This is a genomic window from Streptococcus sp. 27098_8_82 (assembly GCF_041431615.1).
GTDB classification, from domain to species: domain Bacteria; phylum Bacillota; class Bacilli; order Lactobacillales; family Streptococcaceae; genus Streptococcus; species Streptococcus sanguinis_K.
The window spans coordinates 99,651-123,230 of the sequence record NZ_JAPVYB010000003.1; the positions used below are offsets into that span (position 1 = coordinate 99,651).

The window sequence follows — 23,580 nt, forward strand, 5'->3', positions numbered from 1 at the left end:
TTTAAAAAATACAATAGGAGAATGGATGAAAAAAAGAGATTTAGAGTCATTGAGACAACAGCACAAGGCTAAATTTACAGGAGGTAAATCGGCGTCAGCTAAAAAAGAGCAGCGACAACCTCAAAAAAGTCCTGATATTGATAAAACGAAAGAAGAATCACATCAGTTACCAACAGGAGAGAAGAAACTCGAAACAAAAACTGATTGGAAGCAAGGGGAGTTTGTAGAGAAGAGGAGAAAAAATTTAAAGTGGGTCTGGACAAGCGGGTCAATTCTTTTAGTGATATTGGTGCTTATTCCTATTTTTCGATATGTTTCTTCAAATAAGGGAAGTCAGGAACGCAACACCTATCAATCTAGTTGGTCCTCTAGTAAGGAAAGTGAGAGTTACTCTTTTTCGGAAACATCATCTCGCTCATGGGAGGTTCCTGAGGATGAGACTTCTCAAGAGGCCACAGCTTATGTTGATAAGAAAGCAGCTAACTTCGCTTGGACATTTGATGATATCTTAGCTCTTCAAGTCTATTCATCTGAACAGCAAGGAAGTGGACAAGACGCTCCAACTGCCGAAGAAATTATCGAACGGTTTGGGAAGGCAACTTCTGGAGGAGAAAGCAATAACGGTAGCGACGATACACTTTATCTTTTTTATAGTGAATCGAGTGGACAACAAACAGCTAGTCTTTTGTTCAAAAAAATTGACGGCAAGTACCGACTGAGCACAATTCGTGGTAACCAACTGAGCAGTTCGCTTTACTCAAGTGGCTCAGAAACGCTGACTGAAGCAGATTTCCAGGACTTGAAAGCAGACGAGTTTGGTCAAGGTGCCCACATTCAAGATGTGGTGTCGCGTTTTGGTTTGCCACAAGTTATCAACAAGTCTGTAGACTATAAAGACAGAACGATTGTCTATCTCAAATATAAGCTGACGAATAAAAGCTATCTTTACTTAGACTTTGCCTTATCAAAGACAGGGGATTATCGACTGACTCGGAAGTATGTTTATTGATAAGAAGATTCTTATTCTATGGTTTAGAATTATTTGTTTGGAGATGATAGTTGGGTCATAAAGGAGAGAAGGATGGCAAGAAAAGACTGGGAGAGTCTGCGTCAGAAGCGTCAAACTAAATTTCAACAGGGTCAGAAGAGAGCAGGAAAAGTTCAAGGAGAACAGAAACTAGCTATTACTGAAGCAGAGTACCAAGAATTTGCGAAGAATAGGGTGGAAAACAAGAGCTCTACTCAGGTCGAGAGAGACGGGAAAGGAATTCTTGGACGTATGCTTTTTAATAAACAAGTGCTGTGGTTATCAGTAGGTTTCTTGTCCATCCTCTTGCTTTTATCAGTTCCTTATTTGGTGAAACAGCTTGAATATTTCTTATCCCCTCAGAGAATATTGGATGAATATGTGGATGAGGGGAACGATCATTTTGACTGGACTTATGAGGATATTAGCCAGCTTCAACTACAGAAAAAAAGTGATGTTGATGAGCGAAGCGGGTCTGGACTAACACCCAAGGATATTGTGAAGAAATTTGGTAAAGCGCAGTCAGGTAATCTAGCTCCTTTCCTGAATCAGACTGATGGGCGCATGAGTCTTTTCTATTCTCGAGAAGAACCGCGGCAGCGTTTGTCTTTCTACTTTGAAAAAATAAATAATGAATATCAGTTGTCAGGTATTTATTCTTATAATCTTGCTAGTTCGCAGTATGCTCAAAGCCGAACGGATCTAAAAGAGGAAGATTTTGAACATCTTGTCCTTGGTAAAGAGTTTCAAAACGAAGATGGAACTAGCTATCAGGAAATTTTAGAGAAATTTGGCCTATCAAAATATATAGAAGTTGATTCCGGTGGCGAGAGTGGTCAAAAGCTGAATGTGTTGTATAAGTTGGAGAATGGGAAATATGTAAGTCTCTGGTTCACCGTTTCTCAGGCCGGTGACTATCTTCTTTACGAAAAACATATCACTTGATGTTAGCTACCTTGAGAGCGAAAAGTATCGGTAGGCAATGATTGAAGATGCTTATGAGTATTCATTGCAGTGGAAAATTAAAAATATCCTCTATTGTGCGACCAAGGTTCATTTTAATTGAATGAATAGTATTTGTCAGATTTTGAAAAAGTAGGCAGATGGTATTCTTTGTTTTGAAAAAATAATTGCTAGAAAAAAGGAATTTGGTTTATTTAAGGAGAAGAGCATGGGAAGAGGGCGGAAAGTTCAACGGGAGTGGTCAAAGAAGCCAGGATTCAACAAGCAAGCAACTAGTGTGTTCTCTGATAGCAGTCCTCAGGGGGAAGTTTTTGAGGCTACAGCTAAAGAAAAACAGCAAAAAAAGTTGGCAGGTAGTCGAAAACCTAAACTTATATCAAGTTTAGGTCAGTCTCGATACGCCTCTTTGTTAGTAGTTTCTACAGGTCTAGTGCTAATTACTTGTTTTGCAATACTTGTATCATATATGTGGCCAAGGTCCAAGCAAGTACGAAACCAGTCATCAGTGCAGTCTGCTAGTACAGTTCAGAATGAATCAGAAGATAACATAAAGAAGCTGACTGAAGATTATTCTGACCTTATAGAAGAGAATCGACAAATAGACTTCCAAATAGAAGATATACTACAGATGGTAAAAACGATGAAAGAACCTAATGTGCTTCCACAGGATGTTGTCGAGAAGTATGGAAAAGCTAGTTCCGGTAGCATCGATAATAGCGTGAAAGGCAGTCAACTAGTAGAACTGACATATAAACTAATAGGAGAGAAAGGAGATATTACCTTAAGGTTTAGGGATGTTGAGGGTAGAACAGAGCTCTCATTAGTATACGTTAGATTATTTCGTAATGCTTGGGGGCCAGTTACGAAATCGGTTGATGATTACCGAACTCTTATCCCTCAAGATAAGCAAGAAGGATTGGAAGTAAAACAGGCCATAGCAGAACTGGGGATGCCTAAGACTATTTATGCTTCTAAATCAGTTAAGGGGCAAGTTAATTCAATTAGTCTAAGTTACTCAACCACAGACAATATGACTGTTTCTTTGTATTTTGACGAAGTGAATGGGCTTTACCGTCTAAAAAGTTTGTTGACTAGCACGGTCTGAGAAGATAGACCAGAAACGCTAGGATCTTCTTTAAAAATCAAGAGGCTGGCAAAAATAGAACTAGAAAAATCCTGATGAGAGCATCAGAAAGGTATTGAGGTAGTAAAAGTCTAAGGAATAGATGGGACCAGTCGTAATGGACCTTATCTCAATCGGGTATCTAGAGAGTCCTAAAACATTTGGAGCTTCCAAATACTTATTACAAAGTAGGAATCAAGGAGTATTAATCTGAGTCTATGTTAGATAGAATCTACTGTCATTTGAACTGTGCGGAGGATAAAGATAGGAAACTTCATTTAAAAAATATTCAATCCTCTGAGTAGGAAATAATAGTATCATTCTAATAAAGTGCAAACTAAACTTCTGAATTGTGTTATAATAGATAAATATTAGATGGCTAGGAGAGAGTGTATCTTTCTCTACATAAAGAAATGGAAAGAACAAAGAGGTAAAGCTATGTCTGCTACTAAAATGAACGCTCAAGAAATTATCAAATTTATCGCTGATGCCAAGAAAAAAACTCCGGTCAAGGTGATCTTTGATGGAGAATTACGTGGATCAATCCCTTGGTCTGTTGTGAAGTTAGGCAATGTTCTTTTTGGAGACTGGGAAGAAATTAAGCCACTTCTAGTGAATTTAGAGGAAAATAAGACCTATGTCGTAGAGCAGGATGCCCGCAACTCAGCGGTCCCGCTTTTGGATAAGCGCGCCATCAATGCCCGCATTGAGCCGGGTGCTATTATCCGTGACCAAGTTGAAATTGGTGACAATGCTGTTATCATGATGGGGGCGGTCATCAATATCGGTGCAGAGATTGGCGCTGGAACTATGATTGATATGGGTGCTATTCTGGGTGGCCGAGCGATTGTCGGCAAAAATAGCCATGTCGGTGCAGGAGCTGTTTTAGCAGGCGTGATTGAGCCGGCTAGTGCTGAGCCAGTTCGGGTCGGAGACAACGTGCTGATTGGTGCCAATGCGGTTGTAATCGAAGGTGTACAAATTGGCAGTGGTTCCGTTGTTGCGGCTGGTGCGATTGTGACCCAAGATGTTCCAGAGAACGTAGTGGTTGCTGGTGTTCCGGCAAGAGTTATCAAGACTATTGACGAGAAGACCCAGCAGAAGACAGCTCTGGAAGACGCACTTCGCACACTTTAATATTGCATAAACAAGAGTGCCGCGCCCGAAGTTGATTGGGTGCGGTCCGACTTTTATCTGGTTTGACAAGACCATAAAGGAAAGAAACGATGCTTGATTATCTGAACATTCGCCGCGATTTACACCAGATACCAGAAATTGGTCTGGAAGAATACAAGACTCATGCCTACTTGATGCAGGTCATTGATGACCTGACAGCTGGCCTAGACTTTGTGGAAATCCGAACTTGGCGGACTGGTATTTTGGTCTTTATCAAAGGAAGTTCACCAGATAAGACGATTGGCTGGCGAACAGATATTGATGGTTTGCCGATTGTGGAGGATACAGGACTGGACTTTGCCAGTACTCATGAAGGTCGCATGCATGCCTGCGGACATGATATGCACATGACGGTGGCTCTAGGTCTGCTGGAACAAGCTGTGAGCGCTCAGCCTACCCACAATCTGCTCTTTCTCTTTCAGCCTGCTGAGGAAAATGAAGCTGGCGGAATGCTCATGTATGAAGACGGTGCTTTTGGCGACTGGCTGCCAGATGAATTTTACGGACTTCATGTGCGGCCGGATCTCAAAGTTGGTGATATTGCGACTAACAGAGGAACTCTCTTTGCTGGCACCTGTGAGGTCAAGCTGACTTTTAAGGGGAAGGGAGGCCATGCGGCCTTTCCTCATGAAGCCAATGATGCTTTGGTGGCGGCTAGCTACTTTATCACCCAGGTGCAGACCATTGTCAGCCGCAATGTCGATCCTATCGAGGGGGCGGTTGTGACCTTTGGTTCGCTCCATGCTGGCACGACCAACAATGTCATCGCAGAAACGGCCTTTTTGCATGGCACCATTCGGACTCTGACTCAGGAGATGAACATCTTGACTCAGAAGCGCTTACGGGAAATAGCAGAGGGCCTAGCCCAAAGTTTCGGTCTGGAATTGGACTTGGAGCTTAAACAAGGTGGCTACCTGCCTGTGGAAAATCATCCTGGCTTAGCAGACGAATTGATGGACTTTTTCCAGAAGGAAGAAGGAGTGGAGCTGATTGATATTGCGCCGGCTATGACAGGCGAGGATTTCGGTTATTTGCTCAGCAAGGTCAAGGGCGTCATGTTCTGGCTGGGAGTGGATAGTCCCTATGCCCTCCATCATCCCAAGATGACACCGGACGAGGCAGCACTGCCCTTTGCTATTGAAAAGATTGGGAAATTCCTAGATTATAAAATCAACGAAAGATAAGGAAAGGGTGGACGAGCTGCATGAAAAAAGAGCTGAGACAAACTGTACTGAACCAGATGAAGAAACTGTCAGGAAAAGAAAAAGAACAGGCAGATAGCTGGCTGACCCAGCACTTGCTCAGTTCAGCAGCTTATCAAAACGCTCAGGTTATCGCTACCTATCTTTCTATGCCGCATGAAGTCTCAACTGCATCCTTTATCAAGCAGGCTCAGTTGGACGGCAAGCGGGTTTTAGTGCCCAAAACCTATGGCCAGGGTCGGATGATATTTGTGGATTATGATGAAAGTTGCCTGCAAAAAAGCTCTTTTGGTCTTATGGAGCCGATAAGTGAAGAGGCTGTGGACAAGACAGAAATTGATCTGATTCATGTGCCGGGTGTGGTCTTCAATTCTCAAGGCTTTCGGATTGGTTACGGCGGTGGCTACTATGACCGCTATCTGGCTGATTTTGCAGGAGCATCCATCAGCAGCATCTATAGTTTTCAAAAATCTGATTTTGAGCCTGATTATCACGATATAGCAGTAAAGGAAGTGTTGACTTATGAACTACATCTATGATAAAAAATATCCTGTGACCAGTGTTTTGTTAATTCTAACAACACTTGTCTTTGTGGGGATGCTGATTTTACGTGGCTTTTCTTATGCTGAAGCACAAACGGTCTTTGAATTTGGAGCAGTGTATTCTCCAACTATTATCATGAATCCCATTCAGATATGGCGTCTCTTTTCTGCTATCTTTGTGCATATTGGCTTGGAGCACTTTGTGGTAAATGTTATTACTCTTTATTTTATTGGACGGCAGGCAGAAGATATTTTTGGCTCGCGAAATTTCTTTCTGCTTTATATGATGTCAGGCCTGATGGGAAATATCTTTGTCTTCTTTTTCAGTCCGGATACTCTGTCAGCAGGAGCCTCTACAGCCTTGTTTGGACTTTTTGCCTCTATCGTGACCCTGCAATATGTCGTTCGCGACAGCTATATTCAGCAGCTGGGGCAGTCTTATATGACCTTGATTGTGGTCAATATCATCTTTAGTTTCATGCCTGGCATCAGTCTGGCTGGGCATTTGGGTGGTTTGATTGGTGGTATACTCTGCGCGGTCATTCTTCCTGTCAAAAGCTCAAGCAATGCCTTTAAACCTACTCAGCGCTGGCTAGTCCTATTTGGTTATCTAGCCTTGGCTGCCCTTCTGATTTTTCTTGGCTTTCATCATTCCTTGATTTAATGAATCTTTAGAAAATAACTGATGAAATATCAAAAAAAGAGGTTGGGAACCTCTTTTTTATAGCTAAAATTTTATTTTCAAAGTTAGTTGTTTGAATCAATTATTTTTTACTTTGTTTTTTCTCTAACGTATGACCCAAGTCAATGATATACTGCTTCAAGGAGTCTTTGACCTGCGGATGTTTGAGGGCGTAGTCGATAGAAGTCTTCATAAAGCCGAACTTGTCGCCGACATCATAGCGATCGCCCTTGAATTCGCGAGCGAAGACGCGCTGCGTCTTGTTAAGAGTATCAATCGCATCGGTCAGCTGAATCTCATTTCCAGCACCTGGCTCTTGCTTTTCCAAGATTTCAAAAATTTCTGGTGTCAGCAGGTAGCGGCCGATAATAGCCAAATCACTCGGTGCATCTTCAGGTTTTGGCTTTTCGACGAAAGTTTCCACGCTGTAGAGACCTTTGACACCTTCGCCTTGAGGGGCAATCACACCATAAGAGGAAACTTCATCATGAGGTACCTGCATGACAGCGATGGTAGAAGCATGAGTAGCCTCGTAGTCATCAATCAATTGCTTGGTCAGCGGCACAGCCTTATCATTGGTGATGTCCATAAGGTCATCGCCCAGCATGACAACGAAAGGCTCGTTTCCTACGAAAGCCTTAGCCTGAAGGACAGCATCTCCCAGTCCGCGCGGATGGCTTTGACGGATGAAGTGCAGACCGATACCAGTGGTTTCATCGACCAATTTGAGCAAGTCGTCTTTACCCTTTTCTTTGAGGTTGTATTCCAATTCAAAGTTTGAGTCAAAGTGGTCTTCGATGGAGCGTTTTGACTTACCTGTGACAACTAGAATATCTTCAATTCCAGATTTGAGAGCTTCCTCAACGATAAACTGGATGGTTGGCTTGTCGACAATCGGCAACATTTCCTTGGCCAGAGCTTTAGTAGCTGGAAGGAAGCGGGTTCCGAGACCAGCTGCAGGGATGACGGCTTTCTTAACTTTTGACATAATTATTTCCTTTCTATTAGAACGAAGTCCATTCGTTCTCAGCCTTGAATTCATTGTTCATGATTTCATAAATGGCTTCTTTGATATTACAGTTTTGATAAATAACCTTGTAGATAGCTTGGGTAATCGGCATATAAACATCCAGCTCTTGGGCCAGTTCATAGGCAGCCTTGGTGGTAGAAATTCCTTCGATAACCATGCCCATATTGGCTTCAATATCAGCTAACTTCTCGCCGCGTCCTAGAGCATTGCCGGCCCGCCAGTTGCGAGAGTGGACAGAGGTCCCTGTGACAATCAGGTCACCAACACCAGATAGGCCGCTATAAGTCAGAGGATTGGCTCCTAGCTTGACACCTAGACGCGTGATTTCGGCCAGACCGCGTGTGATAATAGCTGCCTTGGCGTTGTCACCATAGCCTAATCCGTGGAGAGCACCGGCTCCGACTGCGATGATGTTTTTCAGAGCGCCTGCAGTCTCCACTCCGATAACATCAGTATTAGTGTAGAGGCGGAAGTAGTGATTGCTGAAGAGCTCCTGCACATACTTAGCTGTTTCTAGGTCCTTAGAAGCAGCAGTAATCAGGGTAATATCGCGTACAATGGTTTCCTCGGCATGGCTGGGACCTGAGACAACGATAATCTCGCTGCGAAGCTCTGCAGGGATTTCTTCTTCTAGGATAGTTGAAATCCGTTCGTGGGTATTGGGCTCCAGTCCCTTGGAGGCGTGCATGATTTTCACCTTGTGGTCCAGAGCTTGAGCTACTTGTTCGGCTACCAGACGGGTTACCTTGGTAGGAACGACAAAAAGCACAGCATCCGCATCTTTTAAAGCTTCTTCTAAGTCATGATAGGCCTTGATGTTTTCGTCTAGTACAATATCTTTGAAATAGCGTTTATTGGTGTGTTCGTCGTTGATTTCGTTGATTTGCTCAGCGATATTTCCCCAAATACGAACCTCGTGTCCGTTGTCATTTAACACTTGTGATAAGGCCGTTCCCCAAGAACCAGGACCAATCACAGCAACTCGTTGTTTATCCATATCTTCTCCTTATGATGAAATTCCGAGTCTGAATTTAAATCAGTTTTAGAGTTCTATATCTCATTTTACCATATAATATAAGAAATTTCTTGCTTGACATTGTTTTTATCTGTGATATAGTAAGGAAACTAAGTCAAATATGAAAAAAGTAGGAGGAAGCATGTTTTTTAAAAGTCTATTACGGTATAAATGGTATGCCCTGAGTTCGTTTTTGATGACCTCGCTGATGATTGCCAGCTCTCTTTTACTGCCCTGGTTTTTAAAGCACATCTTAGATGCTCTGCAGGAGCAAAATAGCCAGACCATCTACAGTATGGGCGGCTGGCTGATTGGTATCGGTTTTGTTGGACTGGTGGCAGGAGGGATTAATGTGACCTTGGCGGCTTACATTGCCCAGGCTGTCTCATCAGATCTCCGTGAGGAGACTTTCCGCAAGATTCAGACCTTTTCTTATGCCAATATCGAGGAATTCAACGCTGGAAATCTAGTCGTGCGGATGACCAATGACATCAATCAGATTCAAAACGTAACCATGATGCTCTTTCAAATTCTTCTTCGCTTGCCCATCCTTTTTATCGGTTCAGTCATCCTGGCCATTGTGACCATGCCTTCACTCTGGTGGATTATTTTCTTGCTAATCGTGCTCATAGCTGGTCTAACGGCTGTCATGATGGGGATGATGGGGCCTCGTTTTAAGAAATTCCAGATTCTTTTGGATAAAATCAATGCCATTGCCAAGGAAAATCTTCGTGGTGTGCGAGTGGTCAAGTCCTTCGTTCGGGAGGAAGACCAGTTTCATAAGTTCAGTCAGGTGTCTGATGAACTTTTATCAGAGAATCTCTATATTGGCTATGCTTTTTCAATCATTGAGCCAATGATGATGTTGGTCGGCTACAGCTCTGTTTACTTGGCTATCTGGACTTTATCTGGCATGATTCAGGCGGAGCCAGGACTGGTCAGCTCTATCGCTTCTTTTATCGGTTATCTGAGCCAGATTATTTTCACCATCATTATGGTTGGCTTCTTGGGCAATGGTGTGACGAGGGGGATCATTTCTATCCGTCGGATCAAGGAAGTATTGGCGACGGAGCCAGCTATGACTTTCCCAGACTCGCCAGATGAAGAACTAGAAGGCAGCCTCAGCTTTGAGCATGTGACTTTTTTCTATCCCAACGATGACGAGCCAATGCTAAAGGATATCAGCTTTGAGGTTGAGCCGGGGCAAATGATTGGCGTTGTCGGTGCGACGGGTGCGGGTAAGTCTACCTTGGCCCAGCTGATTCCCCGTCTTTTTGATCCGCAAGAAGGTTCTATCAAGATTGGCGGTCAAGATCTGCGAGAGCTTAGTCAGGGAACTCTTCGTAAAAATGTTTCCATCGTGCTGCAGCGGGCGATTCTATTTAGCGGGACCATTGCGGACAATCTCCGTCAGGGCAAGCTCAACGCTTCGCTGCCTGAGATGGAGCGGGCGGCTCGTATTGCCCAAGCCAGTGAATTTATCAGCCGTATGGAAGAGAGTTTTGATAGTGCAGTGGAGGAGCGCGGCAGCAACTTCTCCGGCGGTCAGAAGCAGCGAATGTCCATTGCCAGAGGTGTTGTCAACAATCCGAATATTTTGATTTTAGATGATTCGACCTCAGCCTTAGATGCCAAGTCAGAAAAGCTGGTTCAAGAAGCCTTGAATAAAGAGCTGCAAGGAACGACGACGATTATCATCGCTCAAAAGATTAGCTCCGTCGTTCATGCAGATAAGATTCTGGTCATGGATCAAGGGCGGCTGATTGGCCAAGGGACGCATGCGGAATTGGTCGCCACTAACGATGTCTACCGTGAAATCTATGAAACTCAGAAAGGAAAGGAGGACTAAGATGCGGACGATTGCATTTTTCTGGCAATATTTTAAGCGTTACAAATTATCCTTTACCGTTGTCCTTTTGATGATGATAACAGCGACTGTTTTTCAGGTCCTTTTTCCGGTTTATGTCGGTCAGGCTGTTCAGCATTTGGTTGAGTTGGGACGTGCTTTTGCAGAGAAGGGTGAGACTGATCAAATTCTGTCGACTTTTGGCAGCGTCATGGGCAGTGTATTGGTATCCTTTGTCTGCCTGTCTGTTTCTAGCCTGATTTACATGCTTTTGATGACCCGAGTTATTGCCCATTCGACCAATGAGATGCGCAAGGGCCTGTTTGGCAAGCTGTCCAAGATGACAGTTGCTTTCTTTGACCGCCATCAGGATGGAGACATTCTGTCGCGCTTTACCAGCGACTTGGACAATATCCTGCAAGCTCTAAATGAGAGCATGATTCAGGTTATGAGCAATGCCTTGCTCTATCTGGGGCTCGTGATTATCATGTTTGTCCAAAATGCTAGATTGGCCTGGATAACGGTAGCCAGCACACCGGTTGCTTTTCTTCTCCTAGTGGTCATTGTTAGGCTGGCTCGGAAATACACCAATCTTCAGCAAAAAGAAGTCGGCCGCCTCAATGCTTATATGGACGAGACTATTTCCGGTCAGAAGGCTGTTATCGTTCAGGGGATGCAGGAGGAGGTCATCAAAGGGTTCATTGAGCAGAATGATCGAGTGCGCTCAGCAACCTTTAAAGGCCGAACATTTTCAGGGCTTCTTTTCCCTATTATGAACGGGATGAATTTGATTAATACAGCCATTGTTATTTTTGTTGGATCGGCTGTCTTACTGAGCGATCCTAATGTTGAAACGGCTGTTGCAGTTGGCCTGATTACTACTTTTACTCAGTTTTCCCAGCAGTATTATCAGCCCATCATCCAGATTGCAGCCAGCTGGGGCAGTTTGCAGTTGGCCTTTACAGGGGCTGACCGGATTCAGGAGATGTTTGATGCGCCGGAGGAGGTCCGGCCAGAGAATGCGCCTGCTTTCACAGAGCTCACAGACTCCGTGGAGATCAAGCATGTGGACTTCTCTTATGTAGAAGGCAAGCCTATTCTCAAAGACGTATCTATTTTAGCCCCTAAGGGCAAGATGACGGCTGTTGTTGGCCCTACTGGTTCAGGTAAGACGACCATTATGAACCTGCTCAATCGCTTTTACGATGTGGATAGTGGCAGCATTGAGTTTGACGGTCGCGACATTCGGGACTATGAGCTGGATAGCTTACGGAGCCATGTGGGCATTGTCTTGCAGGATTCGGTGCTCTTTAGTGGCACGATTCGGGACAATATCCGCTTCGGTGTACCAGATGCCAGTCAGGAAATGGTCGAAACGGCTGCGCGTGCGACTCATATCCATGACTATATCGAAAGTCTGCCAGACAAATACGATACCCTGGTAGATGATGACCAGAATATTTTCTCAACTGGGCAGAAACAGCTGATTTCCATTGCTAGAACTTTGCTGACGGATCCGCAAGTCTTGATTTTGGATGAAGCGACTTCTAATGTCGATACGGTGACGGAGAGTAAGATTCAGCAAGCTATGGAAGCAGTTGTAGCTGGACGGACTAGCTTTGTCATTGCTCATCGCCTCAAGACGATCCTCAATGCAGACCAGATTATCGTCCTCAAAGACGGAGAGGTTATCGAACAGGGCAATCATCACCAGCTCCTCAAACTCGGCGGTTTCTATTCAGAACTCTATCACAACCAGTTTGTGTTTGAGTAGATGGTTGGTTTTGCAGCTGGATAATCAACCAGGCTTTTAAAATATTAGATAGAAAAGTTAAAAAATCCAGCAGGTTTCTGTTCCTGCTGGATTTTTAATTAACATCAAAGTAGTGATTATTTCACATGTTTAGCCAGATCCTCTTGGGTCTTTTTATTGGATTCCTCTTTTTCTTTTTTCCACTTTTCTTGGGCCTTTTGATAGTCTTTAGTCGTGACAATCTCATCACCGATTTCTACATATTTATGATAGTTCGCGTCTTTTGTACCTGTCTGAGCATAAGAGTTGGTAAATGGCACAATCCGAGAAATGAACGGTGCTGCTCCTCTGCTGCTCATAGTTGGCACAACGAGGGCACTATCTGTCAGCCATGCTTGAGCTGCAGCATATTTTTCATAACGCTTGTCAACATCTTGTGTTTCGTTTCCGGCCTCTTCGATTAGCTTGCTGTACTCATCCAGTCCTACAGCTTTAGCAGCAGCATTGTCTTTGTCTTCAAATCCAAGGTAGGTTCTGGTCTGAGTGCTGTTACCTGGGACTAAAATGTCCAGATAAGTAGATGGATCTTGGTAGTCTGGCTCCCAGCCAACGAGACCGTTGATATCCCAGTCTTCCTGGCTAGCAGCTTCAGCATTGAAGGTGATGTTTAGTGCTTCGTCCTCAGACAGCATCTGCAGGTCTACAGAGACGTTGTCCTTTCCTAAAGCCTCTTCTAGTGACTGTTTCAGAGATTGCATACGGTTGACGAAGTTAGTAGAATTCTGAGCGACAGGAACGTCTAGATGGATTGGGAATTGTACGCCTTCATTTGCCAGAGCCTGCTTAGCTTTGGCAAATTCCGCTTTGGCTTTGTCAGTATTGTGGAGACCGTCTTGGCCGTCATCCAGCTTGATACCTTTCCACTCGTCACCATAGGAAGCCAGTGATTCTTCGACCAGAGTGCCAAATTCCTTGCCATTGGCTTGAACGAAAGTTGGCGGAACAAAGAGATTACGGACAGCTGGCTTGGCTGCATCTTCTCCGTTGACCTGAGCTGAATAGCTTTCGCGGTTAAGGGCAAAAGCTAGAGCTTGGCGGAAGTCCTTGTTTAGCAGAGCTTTTTTGGTAGCTTCTTTTTGTTCATCGCTGGTTTTAGAAGTGTGGTTATAACTTTGACGGTCAATGTTAAAGCTGATTAGAGCGACACCCGCTCCTGCTTCTGTCATGAAGATATTATCTTTGTATTTCTCAGCGATTGAGGAATAACTGGAAGTGGCTGGGTAGAGTCTTGCCAAACTGTAGCCGCCATCTCCAAAGGTCCGCGCTAATGAATCTTGGTCAGAACCATCGTAGTAAGACAGTTTGACACCATCAATCTTGACCTTGTCCTTATCCCAGTAGTTAGGGTTCTTCTCAAATTCGACAGAGGATTTAGAAGTAATGGATTTCATGATAAATGGACCGTTATACAGAATGGAGTCGGCTTTGGTTGCCTGACCGAATTCCTTGCCTTGCTTTTCTAGGAAGGCCTCGTTGACCGGCATCATAACACCTGATGTTGTTTTAGAGTTCCAGTAGGTTTCAGGCTTGTTGAGTGTATATTGAACCGTATGATCGTCCAGTGCCTTGACTCCAACAGCTGAAAAGTCTTTGTTGGTACCGGCTGCATATTCACTCAGCCCCTTGATAGAATCTTGGATAAGAGGGAGGGCGTCTGATTTGATATCGGCAGCATGTTTGATACCTGCAACAAAGTCCTGAGCCGTGACATCTGCGTATTCTTCGCCATCAGCGGTATACCACTTGGCATCTTTGCGCAGCTTATAGGTATAGACGAGACCATCTGGAGAGACTGTCCAATCTTCTGCGATAGACGGAGCTAAGTTTCCATATTTATCATTTTCCAGCAAGCCATCTACACCATTTGTAGTCAGCTCGTGGGTAGACCCCTTTGCCGACTGGATGTAGTCCAAAGTTGTTGGATCAGACGTAAAGACATAGCTGTAGATTTTTTTACTGGATTGGGAACTTCCGCCTCCAGAGCAAGCTGTAAGTAAGCCGACAGAGAGCAGAGTGAGCCCTGCGGTAAGAAGAATTTTTGATTTTCTCATAGGGACCTCCAAGTCATGAGTTTTTACACTGCTTATTATAACAAATTTCTGTCAAAAGTAAATAATTTTCTGATAATTCTGAAATGTTTTTCTAAATTTTAAAAAAGAGATTTATAGTGTTGCATATTCTGATAAAAAATTTTTATAACCAGCTTTAAAAAAATCTATTGGACGGCTTCGCAGAGGAGTGGTAAGATATACTATATCAAAATAAGGGGGAATCACGGTATGTGCAGAACAATTGTTGGAATTTCAGCCAATCTTTGTCCAGTCGATGAAGCTGGGAAAAATATTCACACCTCTGTTTCACGCAAGTTTGTAGACGGTGTACGAATGGTTGGTGGCCTGCCGATGGTGATTCCCGTTGGAGATAAAAGTTTAGTTCAGGATTATGTAGAAACGATTGACAAGCTGATTTTGTCAGGCGGGCAAAATGTTCACCCACAATTTTATGGGGAAGAAAAGACCATTGATAGTGATGATTACAATATTGTCCGCGATGAGTTTGAGCTAGCACTTTTGAAAGAAGCTCTGCGTCAAAACAAGCCTGTCATGGCTATTTGCCGCGGTCTGCAGTTGGTCAATGTTGCTTTTGGTGGCACTCTTAATCAGCATATCGAAAATCACTGGCAGGGCTTGCCATTTGGTACTTCGCACTCCATTCGCACGGAGAAAGACAGTGTTGTGGAGCGTTTGTTTGGTCAGGCTAGCCAGATTAATTCGGTTCATCGTCAAAGCATCAAAGACTTGGCGCCTAATTTCCGTGCGACAGCCTTTGATCCTAGAGACAATACCATCGAAGCGATTGAATCGGTTGACAATCATCGTATCATCGGTCTCCAATGGCATCCAGAGTTTTTAATAAACGAAGAAAAAGGCAATTTGGAGCTGTTTCAGTACCTCTTGCAAGAGCTGTAAAAAATAATTTCATTTTTTTAAGTTACTTTTAGGAAAATTTAAGATAAGTGTTCTATACTAAGACCATAAACAAAGACCTCCTAACTTTGTTTAGAAATCCTAAAACTTTTCTTTTTCATAATAATCTCCCTATAAGAACCGCCCAATTGGCGGTTTTTTTGCTTGTTCTTTGCGAATTTAGTATAATAGGGACAGCAAAAATAGAAAAGAGAAATGCATGAAAATTCGCGGATTCGAGCTGGTTTCCAGCTTTACAAATGAAGATTTGTTGCCCAAGAGAGAGACGGCTCACGCAGCGGGCTACGATTTGAAAGTGGCAGAGCGTACCCTCGTTGCGCCAGGGGAGATTAAGTTGGTTCCGACTGGTGTCAAGGCCTATATGCAGCCGGGCGAGGTGCTCTATCTTTACGACCGCTCGTCCAACCCTCGTAAAAAAGGCCTGGTCTTGATTAACTCCGTTGGGGTCATTGACGGCGACTACTATGGCAATCCCGGAAACGAAGGGCATATCTTTGCTCAGATGAAAAACATCACAAATCAGGAAGTCGTCCTCGAAGTTGGGGAACGTGTGGTTCAGGCTGTCTTTGCACCATTTTTGATTGCGGATGGAGATGAAGCGGAAGGTGTGCGGACCGGTGGATTTGGGTCGACAGGACATTAGTATGAAAATCATTTTTATCCGTCACGGAGAGCCAGATTATTCACTTTTGGAAGAGGCTGGTTACACTGGCTTTGGACTAGATTTGGCTCCCTTGTCTGCTGCTGGTCGTCGGATGGCGACAGAGGCCGCTGATAATCCTTTGCTGGAACAGGCGGAAATTCTGATCTCCTCTTCTGTGACGCGGTCTTTGGAGACGGCCTCCTATCTGATTCGAGACCGCCAACTGCAGCTTTTTGTGGAGCCTTTTCTGCATGAATGGCAGGTATATGAGAGTGGGATAGAAAAGTTTGAGCAAGCTCGGGAGTTGTTTTTTGAAAATAATGGTTCTCTTCCTGCAGGAAGTCCTGTCCAGTATGAAACGGCTGAGCAGATGAAAGCCCGCTTTTTCCGTGCCTTAAGCAAATACAGAGACTACGAGACGGTAGCTCTTGTAGCCCATCGCATGCTCATCCGTCAGTTTGTGCCTGATGAGCAGATTGATTTTTGCCAGTTTGTTGAATGTGAACTGAAGTTTTAATGTTTCGTTGTAAAAAGAATCTTAATAAAAGGATTTTGAGATAGAAGAAAATATGAAAGAATTTAAGAACAAGGACTATGCAACAGAAATTCGTCAGAAAATTCCAGGCTATGATGTGATGCTAGATGTGATTTTCCGAGGAGTATTGCTTAGGTTAGCACCCAGTTTAAAAGTCGATAAGGTGTTAGCTTTGGCAAGCCAGACGGATGAGCTGAATGGTTTGGCATCCTTATTTCCTAAGGCCGGATTGACGGTAGTAGAGCCAAGTGAGGCGATGCTACAAGAGCTTAAAAGACAGGCTCATCTGCCTCAAGCGGAGTATCTTAATAGTCGGTTTGAAGAAGCAGTGCTGCCTTCTGCTTATCAGATTTGTTCTTGCTTGCTAGTATTGCAGTTTGTTGAAAATCCATGCTTATTTCTTCGAAAAATTTATGATTCTTTAAGTGAAGATGGCCTTCTGATTCTTAGCTTTTTTTCCAACCAGCAACTGGGCTATTGGAAAACACTTGCTTCAGAGCTAGGAGCTAATCAGCAACAAGTTCAGCGTACTTATGAGAATCAAGCTGGTTTGATGAATTCCCTCTCGCCTCAAGAAGTTGCAGACATGCTGGAAGAGGCTGGCTTTACTAATATAGAGCAAGTGTGTCAGGTTTTATCAACTTTTGTTTGGATTATTAGAAAATAAGGAGAATCACCATCGCTAAGAAAAAAACGACCTTTGTCTGTCAAAATTGTGAATATCATTCGCCCAAGTATCTAGGCCGCTGTCCTAACTGCGGCTCTTGGTCTTCTTTTGTTGAGGAAGTAGAGGCTGCAGAAGTCAAGCATGCCCGTGTTTCCTTGACGGGCGAAAAGACCCGGCCCATGAAGCTAGCTGAGGTTACTTCGATTGATGTCAACCGGACCAAGACAGAAATGGACGAATTCAATCGTGTGCTGGGTGGTGGTGTAGTGCCTGGCAGTCTGGTTCTGATTGGTGGAGATCCCGGTATCGGGAAGTCCACCCTGCTTCTGCAGGTATCCACCCAGCTTTCTCATCAGGGCACCGTTCTCTATGTCAGCGGGGAGGAATCAGCTGAGCAGATTAAGCTGCGGGCGGAACGCCTCGGTGATATTGACAGTGAATTTTATCTCTACGCCGAGACCAATATGCAAAATATCCGCACAGAGATTGAAAAGATTAAGCCAGATTTTCTGATTATTGACTCCATTCAGACAGTGATGTCGCCAGAAATTTCCAGTGTTCAAGGCTCTGTTTCTCAGGTCCGAGAGGTGACAGCCGAGCTCATGCAGCTGGCCAAGACTAATAATATTGCGACCTTTATCGTTGGTCACATGACCAAGGAAGGAACCTTAGCTGGTCCTCGAACATTGGAGCACATGGTGGATACCGTGCTTTATTTTGAGGGCGAACGTCAGCATACTTTCCGTATTTTACGGGCAGTTAAAAACCGCTTTGGCTCGACCAATGAGATTGGTATTTTTGAAATGCAATCGGGTGGGCTAGTTGAGGTTATCAACCCCAGTGAAGTCTTTCTAGAAGAGCGACTGGATGGTGCGACAGGCTCTTCCATCGTTGTGACCATGGAAGGGACGCGTCCGATTTTGGCAGAGGTGCAGGCCTTGGTTACACCGACCATGTTCGGCAATGCTAAGAGGACCACGACTGGTCTGGACTTTAACCGAGCCAGCCTCATCATGGCAGTTCTGGAAAAGAGAGCAGGACTCCTCCTGCAAAATCAAGATGCCTACCTCAAGTCTGCTGGCGGCGTCAAGCTAGATGAGCCAGCCATTGATTTGGCGGTGGCGGTAGCCATTGCTTCCAGCTACAAGGATTTACCTACCAATCCCCAAGAGTGCTTTATCGGTGAAATTGGCCTGACTGGCGAAATCCGTCGGGTCAATCGCATCGAGCAGCGCATCAACGAAGCAGCAAAGCTGGGCTTCACCAAAGTCTACGCTCCTAAAAACTCTCTGAACGGTCTCAAAGTTCCAGACAATATCCAAGTCATCGGTGTGACAACGATTGGGGAAGTCTTAAAGAAAGTATTTTCCTGATTTAACAGTATTGCGAAAAGTTATTGCGCGTGCTATAATATTGCTAGAAAAAATTAGGATTTGTCTGGAATTTCCTATAAGTTGTTTTTCCAGATTTTTTAGGAGGATAATCAACCATGGTAGATCATCGTATGAATGTTTCTATTACCAACAATGCTCAATTTCCCTTGGCGGAGATTGCCTTAGATGCATCAGAGTCTGTTCGTATTCAGACTGGGAGCATGATATACCACACTCCCAATGTTGTCCTGAATGCTAAAGTGAATGCAGAGTCTCAATCAATCTTTGGCAAGGCAATCCAAGCTGTGGGCCGTTCTATGGCTTCTGGCGAAGGAGTGTTTGTCACTGAAGCAACTGCTCAATCAAATAACGGTCGTCTAGCCTTGGCACCTAATGTACCTGGTCAGATTGTTGCTCTGGAACTAGGTGAAAAGCAATACCGCCTTAATGATGGGGCTTTTCTGGCTATGGATGGTTCTGCCTCTTATACTTTGGAGAGGCAGTCGGTAGGTCGAGCTCTCTTTGGTGGCCAAGGAGGCTTTTATGTGATGAGTACCCAAGGTCAGGGGACACTCTTGGTAAATTCCTTTGGCTCGATTCAAAAGGTCGAGCTGCATAATGATAGGATAACGATTGACAATGCTCACGTAGTAGCATGGAGTCGAGAGCTGGAGTATGATATTCATTTAGAAAATGGTCTCTGGCAGTCCATGGGGACTGGTGAAGGAGTGGTTAATACCTTCTATGGAACTGGCGAAATTTACATCCAAAGTCTCAATATTGAAACCTTTGCAAATGTTCTTCGCCCACACCTGCATATTGACAATTCTTGAAAATTTCTAGGAGAGACTCAGGTTGTCTCTTCTTTTTTGATGCTTCAGTTTTCCTTTGTCCAAAATATATGAAAATGTTATAATCAAGTCATAATGAGAAGGAGGCATTTCTTATGCGATTTTCTATGGACAGTAATATGCAGTTTCCTTTGGTTGAGTTGTCGCTCAATCAAGGTGAAACGGTCTTTATCCAGCGTGGCAGCATGGTCTACCACACGCCGAATGTGACCCTGAATACCCAGCTCAATGCAAGCGGTTCTGGCTTGGGACGTTTTGTCAAGGCTGTGGGGCGTTCTATGGTTTCTGGTGAAAGTACCTTCATTACCCAGGCTGTTGCCCAGTCTGATAATGGCTACCTTGCTTTAGCGCCAGATTCTCCTGGCCAAGTCATTCCTCTTCAGCTAGGCGAAAAGCAATATCGACTTAATGACGGCGCATTTCTGGCTCTTGATGGTACGGCTTACTATACCATGGAGCGTCAGTCTGTCGGCAAGGCTATCTTTGGAGGGCAAGGGGGTCTCTTCGTTATGACAACTCAAGGTCAGGGCACTCTGTTGGCTAATGCCTTTGGATCTATTAAGAAAATTGAGCTTCATAACCAAGAAGTGACTATTGACAATGCCCATGTAGTAGCTTGGAGCCAGTCTTTGAATTATAATATCCATCTGGAAAATGGCTTCTGGCAGTCTATTGGAACGGGTGAAGGAGTCGTCAACACTTTCCAAGGAACTGGTGAAGTCTATGTGCAAAGTCTCAATCTTCAAACCTTTGCAGGCTCACTCAGCAAGTATATTCCAAGAAGCTCATAACAAATAAAACTAGGACAGAAGATCAGGCTAGATGCTGGATTTATCTGTCCTATTTTTTTATAACAAAGTCGAGAACTGACAAATAGCAGAAAAGATGGTAAGATAATATAAAATTATTTGGATATCAAAGTACCAGTAAGGGGAAAGAATGTCTTATTTTGAAAACTTTATGAAGGCTAATCAAGCCTTGAAAAGGCAACAGCCGCCTTTATGATCTAGCTGTTAGCACCATCGGACGCGAACTCGTTCGTGGCATTTTTGGCGGATTAAAGAAACGTTAGGAGAATAAAGTGACAATTACTATAAAACCTTATCAGAAATTGCATAAAGAGGCTGTTTTAGAATTATCAATTCAAGCTTGGTCTCCAGTTTTTCCAAAAATGGAAAAAGGAGTTCCTAAGTTTGTTTATGACAATTTTTATCCTCAAGGGTGGGAAACAAGGCAAATCAATGATCTAACAGCAGTCTTAGATGAAGAGAGTCAGTTTTCCTGGTTAGCTTTTCTGGAGGAAGAATTAGTCGGATGGATTCACATTCGCTTGCACCCTGAGGATAAGATGGGTGAGATTTATATCCTAGCTGTTGCTCCAAGATATCAGCGTCAAGGTATCGGAAAAGCGCTCATGACCTATGCTTGTGATCAGATTAAACAAAAAGGAATGGAAATGGTCATGGTTGAGACGGGCGGTGATCTAGGTCATGCACCGGCTCGTAAAACCTATGAGAACTTTGGTTTTGAACAATGGCCCGTTGCTCGCTACTTTAAGAAGTTGTAACACATGGCTCTTTGTCAACTGTAGTGGGTGATAAAAACTAGCACAGAGAGCAGTTCATATAGGTTCTCTCTTTTTTGAAGTTAGGGAAGTTCTAAAGCCAAAACCTAGTATGATAAGGTTAATTCGTTTGAAGATCAAATAATATAATTAGTCAGGAGTCAAAATGTCATATTTTGAAAACTTTATGAAGGCCAATAAAGCTTATGTCGATCTGCATGGAACGGCACATCTGCCCATTAATCCCAAGACCAAGGTAGCTATCGTGACCTGCATGGACTCTAGGCTCCACGTGGCTCAGGCTCTGGGACTGGCACTAGGAGATGCCCATATCTTGCGAAATGCCGGCGGTCGGGTGACGGAGGACATGATTCGCTCACTGGTCATCTCTCAGCAGCAGCTAGGAACGCGGGAAATCGTGGTTTTGCATCATACAGACTGCGGGGCACAGACCTTTAAGAATGAAGATTTTACGGCCTATCTTCATAAAGAGCTAGGTGTCGATGTCAGCGAACAGGACTTTTTGCCCTTTACAGATGTAGAGGAAAGTGTGCGTGAGGATATGGCCTTGCTGCGGCAGTCACCGCTAATCCCAGCTGATGTAAAAATCTCAGGTGCGGTTTATGATGTAGATACTGGTCGAATGACAGTTGTTGAGGAATAGTTGGGAAGTCAATTTCTTTGTCTGCGCATCAGCATTGAAATTGGCTCCTTTTTTATGTTAAAATAGAGAAACGATTTTAATTAGTTAGGACAATGTTATGATTCTTTCCATTATTTCTCAGGGACTGGTTTGGGCCGTCCTAGGTCTAGGTATTTTTATGACCTTCCGGATTCTGGGCTTTCCTGATATGACGACAGAAGGCTCCTTCCCCTTGGGCGGGGCGGTAGCTGTTACCTTGATTACCAAAGGAGTCAATCCTTTTCTGGCAACAGCAGCGGCCGTTTTAGCAGGCTGTGCTGCGGGTGCCGTGACAGGTCTGCTCTATACCAAGGGGAAAATTCCGACCTTGCTTTCTGGGATTTTGGTCATGACCTCCTGCCACTCTATCATGCTGATGCTGATGGGCCGTGCCAATCTGGGGCTTTTAGGCAGCAGTAAAATTCAGGATATTCTGCCCTTTTCAGGGGAAGTCAATGACCTCTTGACTGGTTTAATTTTTGTCAGCCTAGTGATTGCAGCCCTGCTCTTTTTCTTGGATACTAAGCTAGGGCAGGCTTATATCGCGACTGGAGATAATCCGGACATGGCTCGCAGTTTTGGGATCAATACTGGCTGTATGGAGTTGATGGGACTGATTCTGTCTAATGGCTTGATTGCTCTGGCTGGAGCGCTGATTGCCCAGCAGGAAGGCTATGCAGATGTTTCCCGCGGGATTGGAGTAATCGTAGTTGGTCTGGCCAGTCTTATCATTGGCGAGGTGCTCTTCCATAGTCTGACCTTGGCAGAGCGGCTAATCACCATTGTAGTTGGTGCGATTGCCTATCAGTTCTTGATCTGGGGCGTTATTGCTCTCGGGTTTAATACCAACTATCTCCGTCTCTATAGTGCGGTGATTCTGGCCGTCTGTCTCATGATTCCAACCCTGAAAAATAAATTCTTTAAAGGAGCCAAGTTAAGCAAATGACAGCGATTGTAGAATTAAGAAATGCAACCAAGCTTGTAAAGAGCGGCTTTGATGAAGAAAAAATCATCCTAAATGATGTTTCTTTAGACATTCACGAGCATGATTTTATTACGATTTTAGGCGGAAACGGAGCAGGAAAGTCAACCTTGTTCAATGTCATTGCCGGCACTCTCCCTTTAACCAGCGGCAGCATTCATATCTTGGGTGAGAATGTCACTCATTTTTCACCAGAAAAGCGGGCCAAGTACCTGTCCCGTGTCTTTCAGGATCCTAAGATGGGAACGGCTCCGCGTATGACAGTGGCGGAAAATCTTCTTATCGCCAAATTCCGAGGTGAAAAGCGTGGCTTGGTGCCCCGTGGACTCAACAGTTACAGGGAAGAGTTTCAGGCGACGATTGAGAAAATCGGCAATGGTCTGGACAAGCATCTGGATACACCGATTGAATTTCTTTCTGGCGGACAAAGACAGGCTTTGAGTCTGCTCATGGCAACGCTCAAGCGTCCAGAGCTTTTGCTTCTGGATGAGCACACTGCGGCGCTGGATCCCAAGACTAGTGTAGCCTTGATGGAGCTGACCAATGAATTTGTCAATCGTGACCGCCTCACAGCTCTTATGATTACTCATCACATGGAGGATGCCCTCAAATACGGCAACCGATTAATCGTCATGAAAGATGGACAGATTATTCAGGACTTAAACAAAGACGAGAAGGCCAAGATGACCATCGCAGACTATTACGGCTTGTTTGAATAGGCTTGCTCAGAGTTTTGTAAAAACAAGAGAAAGAAAACGTACTAAATAATGTACTGCTCCCACAAAGTTAGATAAATAATAATCAAAAGGATCTAGTTCTCTGTTAAATAGGACTATGTCCTTTTTCTTCAAATCGCCCTAATAGATGAATAAAAACC

General features: G+C 44.1%; 23 protein-coding genes and 2 pseudogenes. 22 read left to right on the forward strand and 3 right to left on the reverse strand.

Going from position 1 to position 23,580, the window contains the following annotated elements; all coding sequences use genetic code 11:
* The first annotated feature begins 25 nt into the window (after positions 1 to 25).
* The 7 genes from O3627_RS06635 (at position 26) to O3627_RS06665 (ending at position 6,697) form a co-directional block, all read left to right on the forward strand.
* The gene (locus O3627_RS06635; protein ID WP_002893971.1) at positions 26 to 1,009 is read left to right on the forward strand and encodes a hypothetical protein; all 984 of its coding nucleotides are present in this window, start codon (positions 26 to 28) and stop codon (positions 1,007 to 1,009) included.
* A gap of 72 nt (positions 1,010 to 1,081) precedes the next feature.
* Positions 1,082 to 1,972 carry a hypothetical protein gene (locus O3627_RS06640; RefSeq protein ID WP_002905479.1) on the forward strand — a complete coding sequence of 297 codons (891 nt, stop codon included), beginning with the start codon at positions 1,082 to 1,084 and terminating at the stop codon, positions 1,970 to 1,972.
* A 226-nt stretch (positions 1,973 to 2,198) separates the two neighbouring features.
* The gene (locus O3627_RS06645; protein WP_343092132.1) at positions 2,199 to 3,095 is read left to right on the forward strand and encodes a hypothetical protein; all 897 of its coding nucleotides are present in this window, start codon (positions 2,199 to 2,201) and stop codon (positions 3,093 to 3,095) included.
* A 456-nt stretch (positions 3,096 to 3,551) separates the two neighbouring features.
* Positions 3,552 to 4,250 carry a 2,3,4,5-tetrahydropyridine-2,6-dicarboxylate N-acetyltransferase gene (gene dapD / locus O3627_RS06650; RefSeq protein ID WP_125351498.1) on the forward strand — a complete coding sequence of 233 codons (699 nt, stop codon included), beginning with the start codon at positions 3,552 to 3,554 and terminating at the stop codon, positions 4,248 to 4,250.
* An 89-nt stretch (positions 4,251 to 4,339) separates the two neighbouring features.
* Positions 4,340 to 5,473, forward strand: a complete 1,134-nt coding sequence (locus O3627_RS06655) for an N-acetyldiaminopimelate deacetylase (protein ID WP_125351497.1) — start codon at positions 4,340 to 4,342, stop codon at positions 5,471 to 5,473.
* 20 nt (positions 5,474 to 5,493) lie between these two features.
* Positions 5,494 to 6,030, forward strand: a complete 537-nt coding sequence (locus O3627_RS06660; RefSeq protein WP_343092131.1) for a 5-formyltetrahydrofolate cyclo-ligase — start codon at positions 5,494 to 5,496, stop codon at positions 6,028 to 6,030.
* Positions 6,014 to 6,697, forward strand: a complete 684-nt coding sequence (locus O3627_RS06665) for a rhomboid family intramembrane serine protease (RefSeq protein WP_002907866.1) — start codon at positions 6,014 to 6,016, stop codon at positions 6,695 to 6,697. Before O3627_RS06660 ends, O3627_RS06665 begins: the two co-directional genes overlap by 17 nt.
* 100 nt (positions 6,698 to 6,797) lie before the next feature.
* Here the strand turns inward: O3627_RS06665 and galU are convergent, their stop codons facing one another.
* Positions 6,798 to 7,703 (reverse strand): UTP--glucose-1-phosphate uridylyltransferase GalU, encoded by a 906-nt coding sequence (gene galU / locus O3627_RS06670; protein ID WP_185756128.1) that lies wholly within the window; start codon positions 7,701 to 7,703, stop codon positions 6,798 to 6,800.
* A 16-nt stretch (positions 7,704 to 7,719) separates the two neighbouring features.
* Positions 7,720 to 8,742: an NAD(P)H-dependent glycerol-3-phosphate dehydrogenase gene (locus O3627_RS06675; protein ID WP_125382626.1), complete on the reverse strand. Its 1,023-nt coding sequence runs from the start codon at positions 8,740 to 8,742 to the stop codon at positions 7,720 to 7,722.
* Between the two features lie 160 nt (positions 8,743 to 8,902).
* Between O3627_RS06675 and O3627_RS06680 the strand changes: the two genes are divergently transcribed.
* The 4 genes and pseudogenes from O3627_RS06680 to O3627_RS06695 all read left to right on the forward strand — a co-directional run bounded on the left by O3627_RS06680 (position 8,903) and on the right by O3627_RS06695 (position 12,380).
* The gene (locus O3627_RS06680) at positions 8,903 to 10,609 is read left to right on the forward strand and encodes an ABC transporter ATP-binding protein (protein WP_371621323.1); all 1,707 of its coding nucleotides are present in this window, start codon (positions 8,903 to 8,905) and stop codon (positions 10,607 to 10,609) included.
* Position 10,610: 1 nt separating this feature from the next.
* A pseudogene (locus O3627_RS06685) lies at positions 10,611 to 10,749 on the forward strand (ABC transporter ATP-binding protein); the annotation flags it as partial.
* Positions 10,728 to 11,456, forward strand: a pseudogene (locus O3627_RS06690) (ABC transporter ATP-binding protein); the annotation flags it as partial. The pseudogenes O3627_RS06685 and O3627_RS06690, both read left to right, overlap by 22 nt.
* 135 nt (positions 11,457 to 11,591) lie before the next feature.
* On the forward strand, positions 11,592 to 12,380 hold the full coding sequence (locus O3627_RS06695; protein WP_371621329.1) for an ABC transporter ATP-binding protein: 789 nt from the start codon (positions 11,592 to 11,594) through the stop codon (positions 12,378 to 12,380).
* Between the two features lie 116 nt (positions 12,381 to 12,496).
* On the opposite strand, the gene O3627_RS06700 is transcribed toward O3627_RS06695, so the two are convergent.
* The gene (locus tag O3627_RS06700; RefSeq protein ID WP_371621324.1) at positions 12,497 to 14,470 is read right to left on the reverse strand and encodes a peptide ABC transporter substrate-binding protein; all 1,974 of its coding nucleotides are present in this window, start codon (positions 14,468 to 14,470) and stop codon (positions 12,497 to 12,499) included.
* 228 nt (positions 14,471 to 14,698) lie between these two features.
* Here O3627_RS06700 and O3627_RS06705 point away from each other — a divergent pair, with 228 nt between their 5' ends.
* The 11 genes from O3627_RS06705 to O3627_RS06755 all read left to right on the forward strand — a co-directional run bounded on the left by O3627_RS06705 (position 14,699) and on the right by O3627_RS06755 (position 23,422).
* Complete coding sequence (locus tag O3627_RS06705) at positions 14,699 to 15,388, forward strand: gamma-glutamyl-gamma-aminobutyrate hydrolase family protein (protein ID WP_002893948.1); 690 nt, start codon at positions 14,699 to 14,701, stop codon at positions 15,386 to 15,388.
* A gap of 217 nt (positions 15,389 to 15,605) precedes the next feature.
* On the forward strand, positions 15,606 to 16,049 hold the full coding sequence (locus O3627_RS06710) for a dUTP diphosphatase (protein ID WP_125337610.1): 444 nt from the start codon (positions 15,606 to 15,608) through the stop codon (positions 16,047 to 16,049).
* Position 16,050: 1 nt separating this feature from the next.
* Positions 16,051 to 16,566, forward strand: coding sequence for a histidine phosphatase family protein (locus O3627_RS06715; protein WP_371621325.1), 516 nt, complete (start codon positions 16,051 to 16,053; stop codon positions 16,564 to 16,566).
* 52 nt (positions 16,567 to 16,618) lie between these two features.
* Entirely contained in the window at positions 16,619 to 17,251 is a 633-nt protein-coding gene (locus O3627_RS06720; RefSeq protein ID WP_125357189.1) for a methyltransferase domain-containing protein, read from the forward strand.
* A gap of 5 nt (positions 17,252 to 17,256) precedes the next feature.
* Positions 17,257 to 18,624: a DNA repair protein RadA gene (radA, locus tag O3627_RS06725; protein ID WP_081102994.1), complete on the forward strand. Its 1,368-nt coding sequence runs from the start codon at positions 17,257 to 17,259 to the stop codon at positions 18,622 to 18,624.
* Between the two features lie 116 nt (positions 18,625 to 18,740).
* Positions 18,741 to 19,457: a TIGR00266 family protein gene (locus tag O3627_RS06730; protein ID WP_125357190.1), complete on the forward strand. Its 717-nt coding sequence runs from the start codon at positions 18,741 to 18,743 to the stop codon at positions 19,455 to 19,457.
* A 113-nt stretch (positions 19,458 to 19,570) separates the two neighbouring features.
* Positions 19,571 to 20,266: a TIGR00266 family protein gene (locus O3627_RS06735; protein WP_101771898.1), complete on the forward strand. Its 696-nt coding sequence runs from the start codon at positions 19,571 to 19,573 to the stop codon at positions 20,264 to 20,266.
* A gap of 290 nt (positions 20,267 to 20,556) precedes the next feature.
* The gene (locus tag O3627_RS06740; protein WP_101771899.1) at positions 20,557 to 21,042 is read left to right on the forward strand and encodes a GNAT family N-acetyltransferase; all 486 of its coding nucleotides are present in this window, start codon (positions 20,557 to 20,559) and stop codon (positions 21,040 to 21,042) included.
* 163 nt (positions 21,043 to 21,205) lie between these two features.
* On the forward strand, positions 21,206 to 21,703 hold the full coding sequence (locus O3627_RS06745) for a carbonic anhydrase (RefSeq protein WP_002905460.1): 498 nt from the start codon (positions 21,206 to 21,208) through the stop codon (positions 21,701 to 21,703).
* A gap of 97 nt (positions 21,704 to 21,800) precedes the next feature.
* Positions 21,801 to 22,667: an ABC transporter permease gene (locus O3627_RS06750; protein ID WP_125379799.1), complete on the forward strand. Its 867-nt coding sequence runs from the start codon at positions 21,801 to 21,803 to the stop codon at positions 22,665 to 22,667.
* A complete protein-coding gene (locus tag O3627_RS06755; RefSeq protein ID WP_002905458.1) occupies positions 22,664 to 23,422 on the forward strand; it encodes an ABC transporter ATP-binding protein in 759 nt (252 codons plus the stop codon). Before O3627_RS06750 ends, O3627_RS06755 begins: the two co-directional genes overlap by 4 nt.
* Positions 23,423 to 23,580: the final 158 nt, after the last annotated feature.